The following is a 6,967-nucleotide window of genomic DNA, read 5'->3' as shown; positions in this document are numbered from 1 at the left end:
TCAGCAATCTGTTCTGCCGCTGACAGTTCAACGGATACAGATGACTCTTCTAAATTGACATTTTTCTCCTCTTCATTCCCACCAGAGATCATTATTGTCTCCTCGGTAATGATTTCAACTGTGTCCTTAGCTTCAGGCTGTTCTGCCCCTGACAGTTCAACGGATACAGATGACGCTTCTAAATCGACATTCTTCTCCTCTTCATTCCCACCAGAGATCATTGTTGTCTCATCGGCAATGATTTCAGCTGGTTCCTTAGCTTCAGACTGTTCTGCCCCTGACAGTTCAACGGATACAGATGACTCTTCTAAATCGACATTTTTCTCCTCTTCAGTCCGATCCAAGATGATTGCTTTCTCCTCAGGAATGATTTCAACTGTTTCCGTAGCAGCAGACTGTATAAACAGGCCATTTTCAGCAAGGTCTTGATTCGTATTCTCTACTTCAACGAGCTTCTCATCGTTTCGCAGGTCATTAGTAGGGATTGCAGTCTCCTCAGCAGGGTCAGCCGCGATTTCCTCATGGAAAAGCTGGTTTTCCCGCTTAATAAGAGCCATTTCCTCTTCTGTAGCGAGACGCTCATCCTTCCATTCTTGGCTTTGGTCTTCCGGCAGAGGTCCAGTCACAGACATTGTCTGCTTTTCAGCTGAATCTGCCCCTTTTCCTCTCATTAAGGCCAATACAGAATCAAGGGTGGGCTGTGAGGACAGCTCATATTCAACGGTCTTCTGCTTCTTCGTACCAGCCTGTCTATTTTGGAACCCATAGATAGGGGATGGGATTTCTGTTCTCCTGAATGGTGTTTTGTTAGGCTGAACAGTCGTTGTTACGGTTTTTTGCCTTGTCACCTTCAGCGGTTTCCGTAATGGGGGAAGCGGCTGCTCTTCAATGGCTGAGGCAACAGGAGCCCATTCCCTCCCGTCGCTATGCATTTGTTCACCTTCCACCTTCTGCTTTTTCTTCCGTTCATTCAATCGCTTGATTTCTTCATCCGAGATCATCGGGAATTTAAAATTATCTTTTGGATATTTATATTGTATTTTCGTTTCTATTCCAGTCTCTATATCAGCCGGCGGCTTGCTTTGCTTATTCTTATGCTTTTGCGGCTTTGGTTCTTGGTCATATGCTTCAACTTCATCCTCTTCGTCATCATGAAACCAATCAACAATCTTTTTGAAAAAGCTCATACCTTTCCTCACACTTTCTTTATTCATGATAAGTCTTTATTTTATCAAAAAATTCATGTTTTTAAGGGGATTTCCTATGAATTAGTAGCATTTTCCTATACTATTAGTTGTCTTCCACGGGTCTGTTCTTCGCAAGAATGAAGATTGGCTCTAATTCCCCATCCTCATACAAAAATGGCAGTGCGGTAATTGGAACATTTCCATTTGTGAAGAAATGCATATTCATCTGGGCTAAAATATCGTAACCGGCACTATTTTGGATATCTGCAATAATCAACACATCCTGATGCGGGACAGCAACAGCCATCGAGCCCTTCATGCCATCCTTGTATTTCCTCAGCTCAGAATCCATTAAAATACGGGAGGCATCATAGCCATCATTATGGTTGATGAAATAAAAATCATTGCCCCTGACTGTATCCTTCTTAGCTTCAACTGGAAGAGAACGGACATTGAACATGGCAATCGTGCGAATCATCTCTTTGTCCCATTTCTCCTTCTCCATCAATTCTTCATCAATTAAACGGTATGTATTGCCTAGGTCAACCGCATAATAGATGCGTGTTTCGGCTGTATGTTCATCCGTTACAAATGGAACGCCCTCTTTTGCCTCTTCGGGGAAAGAGGTAGAGCGAATGACTGGAAAGATCTTTTTCTCATTTCCGTGAAGAGCATGCTCCTTACCCATAACCTTTAAGGATTCCTCAGCGTAATAAACAATCTCATCTATTGCTTTATCGCCTGATTGATCATATTTGGCCAAGAGCGGGGATAAAGCCACCGTAATGCCTTTTTTCGTTTCTTTATCTTCTATCCTAAGTTCTTCCTGTTCTCGATTATATGAAAAGGTTCTCGCACCTTTAGAGAGTTTTTCCATGAGTATGTTCTTCATTTTCGTTGTTGTCATCTTCATCATGATTCCTCCTTATAGATAACTATAGCGTACTTTCACTTATTTTTCTTGGATGCATGGCAATTTGTTTCCATCTTTCTCGTTATCTTCTCTTTTAGGATATCCTCTAAACTTAACATATTGGTTTTTATCGCCAACAAGCGAAATATGGGGCTGTCGGTAAGCCTCTTCCAGCACTCCCGGCATCTGCGTCCACTGATTCCGCAGGAGTCAACTGCCTGAAACGTTAACTGGCAGTATTCTACTATCTTGATTTATCTGTAATAGAGCGAAAATAAAAAAAGACCCCCATTCGGGAGTCCTATTTTATCACAATGAAGCAATGAATTCCTCAATTTGCTCCCGTGTCTTCCGGTCCTTATTGACATATCTGCCTAATTCGCGACCTTCCTCAAAGGCAACGAAACTCGGGATGCCGAATACGTCCAATTGGATGCACAAATCCAAGAATTGATCACGATCTACATAAACAAAGGTAAATTCCGGGTTTGCTGCGGCCACATCGTCAATGAATGGGTCAATGAACCGGCAATCCGGGCACCAGTCAGCGGAAAACAGAAAGATTGTCTTGCCGTTTCCTTTCAATTCCTCATATTGCTCCATGCTTTCAAGTTTCTTCATCCTAGTTCCTCCATTCCACCGGGTCGGTATTGTATAAATACTATACCCAAAAACAGGCTGGTTGGCTATTCCAAGGTCACGTTTTTTGTTTCTTTGCCCAAGAAGAGAACCGCGAGCATTCCGATAAGAATGGAAATACCAAAGATTAAGAAGATAGTTTCAATCGATGTTTCATTAGCCAGCAGACTTCCGACAAGAAGCGGTCCTAATATGCCGCCTATTCTGCCGACAGAAGCTGCCATCCCAGTGCCTGTCCCTCTGATAACAGTTGGATATTGTTCAGGGGAATAAGCATACAGTGCTCCCCACGCCCCAAGGTTGAAGAATGAGAGGAAACAACCTGCAGCCATTAGCGCAGCGAGTGTTTCGGCATTACCGAAGAAGTACGCACTGACAGCCGTTCCGAATAAATAGGTCACAAGAACGAATTTACGCCCAAATTTCTCTATGAACCAAGCAGCTGTGAAATAACCAGGCAACTGAGCAAGGGTCATAATTAAGACATACTGGAAGCTTTGAATCAAAGTAAATCCTTTCAGCACCATCACACTAGGAAGCCAAAGGAACATCCCATAATAGGAAAATACGACACTGAACCAAAGAATCCACATCATTAAGGTCCGCTTTGCATATTCCTTCTTCCAGAGCATGGCAAGAGAAGCGACCACAGACGGCTTCTGCTCCTTCCTTACGGTCGCAAATTTCGATGAATCAGGAAGATGAATCCGTAAATATATCGCATAAAAAGCTGGCAGGGCGCTGATCAGCAGGGCAACCCTCCATCCATACGCAGGAATAATAAAGTACGAAATAAGTGCAGCAACAAGCCAGCCTCCAGCCCAAAAGCTTTCTAACAGGACGACAACCCTTCCACGCTTATCTTCTGGCACACTCTCAGATACAAGTGTCGACGCCACTGGCAGCTCTCCTCCAAGTCCCATCCCGATTAAAAATCGGAAGAACAGGAAAATGGCCAAACTAGTCGTTAAGGCTGAAAAGCCGCTGGCAAGTGAAAATAAAACCAATGTAATAATCAAAACATTCTTCCTGCCGATTCGATCTGCCAACAATCCGAAAACAAGGGCTCCAACAGCCATTCCGATTGAATTGACACTGCCGATCCATCCCATCTGCTGGGAAGTCAGCCCCCAATCCTTTTGCAGCGCGGCAATGACAAAAGATAGAATCCCAACATCCATCGCGTCAAAAAGCCAGGCAAGACCAGCTACTCCTAAAAGCTTATTATGCGAAGCCTTCTGTTTTTGCTCATAGGCTATATCCATTTTTCTTCCTCCAAACTTTCATTCTATTTAATCTGAGCTATCTAATTTGAAAGAATACTATTTGTCTAGTCAGGTGTCAAGACACCATTTTCTCTAATTCAACTTATTTCGATTTCAAAATTATCGAAAACAAGGTGTTATTAGTAAAAGAAGGCCGCAATTTCCATTGCGGCCTTTCTAAAAATTATCGAAGAGGTTTATCTATGAAAAAAAAGTCCCTAATCCAGCTTCTTGCTGCCTTCATTCTTCCTTTCATCCTCAGTAACAAAGCCGATGAACATGCTGACATTATGAAATCATCTAAGGATGAAAAATATTAAGTTCTTTCCTTGTATTCATATTGCCCAACCAATAGCTCCATCACATGTTCAAACATCCGGTCTCTTGTAATACGGTTATTAGAGAAGACGCCGACCGCTCCTTCTGTTTTCCGAATATCTTGCTTTTTCGTATATTCGTCCATGACAGGCCCAAGCTCACGTCCAGAGAAGAGCTCCTGTGCCACTTCGTCTGGCAGCTTAATTCTTGCTCCGCCGGCGATGAATGAATCGCCTGTTTTTGTCATGAGCGCTCCCCAATTGCAAATGAACAAGCCGTACGGAGTTTTGACTACGCCTCCTTCAAGACCGATTCCAAAATCAGCTTCAGCCTCCATCAGCGCATTTCTTGCCCGGTTTAAGGCACCCTCCATCGTCTCCTCATCTGAAAATGGCTGCTCGGCAACACCTGAAGGAACATTAACTGCTATTAATTCTCCTCCTAGTTCTCTGCATGCCAGTTCTGCCGCCTTAATCTTTGCTGGATTCTTTGTCCCGATGGCTATCTTTATCATTGCTCTTACTTCCTTTCTAAAAAAGAAGGCAGCTTGCACTGCCTCCCAAACACATTAACCATTCTGTTTAATTGTTTCTACGGTCGTCTTATCACAAGCCTTTACGAGCTTAACAAGCAATTCCTTTGCTGCCGCATAATCATCGATATGAAGGATGGAGGCAGATGTATGAATATAGCGTGAGCAGACACCAATGACTGCACTTGGAATGCCGCGGTTTGTTACATGGACCTTGCCTGCATCTGTTCCACCGTTCGGTGCCACAAAGTACTGGTAAGGGATATGATTAGACTCGGCCGTATCTAGAACAAACTCCCTCATGCCTTTATGCATGACCGTCGTTCTGTCATAAATACGAAGCAGCGGTCCCTGTCCTAAGTAGCCAAATACATTCTTGCTGCCAGACATGTCATTCGCCGGGCTTGCATCACAGGCAAAGAATAAATCAGGATCGATCATCGTTGCCGCTGTGCCTGCTCCTCTCAGCCCAACCTCCTCCATGACGGTAGCACCGGAATAAAGAATATTCGGTAGTTTTTCACCTTGGAGCTCCTCTAAAAGCTCAATCGCCAAACCACAGCCATAACGATTATCCCATGATTTCGCCAGGATTTTCTTTGGATTCGCCATTGGCGTAAATTCTGTATGGGGCACGATTTGCTGACCTGGTTTAATGCCCATTGCAATCGCATCATCCTTATCATCTGCACCGACATCAATCAGCATATTCGCAATATCCATCGGTTTCGTCCTCTGAGCATCACTCAATAAATGCGGCGGTATAGAGCTGACAACCCCGACGATTGGACCGTTATCCGTATAAACACGCACGCGCTGAGCCAGCAATACCTGGCTCCACCAACCGCCTAGTGTCTGGAAGCGCAACAGTCCCTCTGGAGTAATGGAGGTCACCATAAATCCAACCTCATCCATATGGCCGGCAACCATAATCTTCGGACCATCCTCTTCGCCTCTCATAACTCCGAATAAGCTGCCCAATCCATCCTGAACGAACTCGTCGGTATATTTGGACATTTCTCTCTTCATGAAGGCCCGCACATCATGTTCAAATCCCGGTGCTCCCGGCAATTCGGTCAGGGTCTTAAATAATTCCAATGTTGATTGCTTCATCACGTATGTATCCCCTTTACCAATTATTTCACTCCTTCATATTGTACATGTTGAACCATTCACTAATCAATCTGGAAGATATTGAAAAAATAGCTTCCTAAACGCTTAATCTGTATAATGGATGGGAATAGATGATTAAGGCTTTAAACAGAGCTATGCATGAACCAATGTGATTGGAGGAATACAAAATGAACTGGAAAACATTTATCACAGGTGTAGCCGCCGGGTTTGCCGCTGGCTATGTAGTCAAGGAACTAACAAACAAGAACAACATGGTATCCCCTGAAAAAGTACTTACAGCCATCAAAACCACACTTGGCGATGAAGGAAGCAGCATCCGCGGCTCCTGGATCATGATGAAACCAGAAAAATTCACTAGAAACTCCTTAGATTACGATGTGTATAAAGGTGGTTTAACAAAGGTTGATGGGAATGAATCCTCTCAATTCGAATTCATCGCAGATGCCAATACAGGTACCATCCTAGATCTCTACCAAGCAGGGTAATATTTACCCGCTTCAAAAGTCCGGCTCTTTTAAGAGCCGGCTATTTTTATGGTTATCAGGATTTTCTCCCTAAGCGAACAGCAAAACAGCCTTTGATTTTTCAACCTACTAGTGTGGATGTGCCTATTCGGCGTAAGCTCGGAAAATCATACTAACAGAAGGTCGAAGAATTTTTGAAAGAGTTTTGGATAAAAAAAGCTTGGAATTCATTCAAAAAAAACCGCTCAGCCTGCCTATTTTTGTCTTTTTGCATTGATGGGCGAACAACTTAGCGTTAAGGGCGAAATCACTTTGTTTAAGAGCGAACAGTCATTTTTATGGGCTAAATTATTTGGGTATGGGCGATAGTTACCCAATGTTGATATCCAACTCCTAAGGACAAACTTTACTAGGCAATCTGCCTTTCTCGCTTCGACCTTCTCAGTCCCAGCCATAAACTAACAAAAAAGACCCTGTAAAAGTCCGTTATGGTGGACTCATACAGGGCTTTCTCT

7 protein-coding genes are annotated in these 6,967 nt (G+C 43.5%); 1 reads left to right on the top strand and 6 read right to left on the bottom strand.

Annotated features, from left to right (window positions below):
* The 6 genes from ACI35L_RS16165 to ACI35L_RS16140 form a co-directional block, all read right to left on the bottom strand.
* On the bottom strand, positions 1 to 1,187 hold a 1,187-nt coding region (locus tag ACI35L_RS16165), incomplete at its 3' end, for a hypothetical protein (protein ID WP_439803309.1).
* A gap of 103 nt (positions 1,188 to 1,290) precedes the next feature.
* Entirely contained in the window at positions 1,291 to 2,100 is an 810-nt protein-coding gene (locus tag ACI35L_RS16160; protein WP_439803312.1) for a DUF1444 domain-containing protein, read from the bottom strand.
* 309 nt (positions 2,101 to 2,409) lie between these two features.
* The gene (locus ACI35L_RS16155; RefSeq protein ID WP_049669839.1) at positions 2,410 to 2,721 is read right to left on the bottom strand and encodes a thioredoxin family protein; all 312 of its coding nucleotides are present in this window, start codon (positions 2,719 to 2,721) and stop codon (positions 2,410 to 2,412) included.
* Positions 2,722 to 2,786: 65 nt separating this feature from the next.
* Positions 2,787 to 4,004, bottom strand: a complete 1,218-nt coding sequence (locus tag ACI35L_RS16150; protein WP_439803308.1) for an MFS transporter — start codon at positions 4,002 to 4,004, stop codon at positions 2,787 to 2,789.
* 316 nt (positions 4,005 to 4,320) lie between these two features.
* Positions 4,321 to 4,833 carry a DUF84 family protein gene (locus tag ACI35L_RS16145; protein WP_439803311.1) on the bottom strand — a complete coding sequence of 171 codons (513 nt, stop codon included), beginning with the start codon at positions 4,831 to 4,833 and terminating at the stop codon, positions 4,321 to 4,323.
* Positions 4,834 to 4,890: 57 nt separating this feature from the next.
* Positions 4,891 to 5,967: a M42 family metallopeptidase gene (locus tag ACI35L_RS16140; RefSeq protein WP_049669837.1), complete on the bottom strand. Its 1,077-nt coding sequence runs from the start codon at positions 5,965 to 5,967 to the stop codon at positions 4,891 to 4,893.
* 188 nt (positions 5,968 to 6,155) lie between these two features.
* Here ACI35L_RS16140 and ACI35L_RS16135 point away from each other — a divergent pair, with 188 nt between their 5' ends.
* Positions 6,156 to 6,473, top strand: a complete 318-nt coding sequence (locus ACI35L_RS16135) for a peptidase M4 (protein WP_049669836.1) — start codon at positions 6,156 to 6,158, stop codon at positions 6,471 to 6,473.
* Positions 6,474 to 6,967 lie beyond the last annotated feature (494 nt).

It is taken from the genome of Pradoshia sp. (assembly GCF_051873915.1).
In the GTDB taxonomy this organism is placed as follows: Bacteria; Bacillota; Bacilli; order Bacillales; family Pradoshiaceae; genus Pradoshia.
The sequence above is the reverse complement of the archived record's forward strand: the minus strand, read 5'-3'. Positions and strand labels throughout refer to the sequence as shown.

What these genes read in the sequence shown, in the direction of transcription:
- ACI35L_RS16160 (WP_439803312.1), bottom strand. Translation starts at nt 2,100, where the DNA reads ATGAAGATGACAACAACGAAAATGAAGAACATACTCATGGAAAAACTC.
- ACI35L_RS16155 (WP_049669839.1), bottom strand. Translation starts at nt 2,721, where the DNA reads ATGAAGAAACTTGAAAGCATGGAGCAATATGAGGAATTGAAAGGAAAC.
- ACI35L_RS16150 (WP_439803308.1), bottom strand. Translation starts at nt 4,004, where the DNA reads ATGGATATAGCCTATGAGCAAAAACAGAAGGCTTCGCATAATAAGCTT.
- ACI35L_RS16140 (WP_049669837.1), bottom strand. Translation starts at nt 5,967, where the DNA reads ATGAAGCAATCAACATTGGAATTATTTAAGACCCTGACCGAATTGCCG.
- ACI35L_RS16135 (WP_049669836.1), top strand. Translation starts at nt 6,156, where the DNA reads ATGAACTGGAAAACATTTATCACAGGTGTAGCCGCCGGGTTTGCCGCT.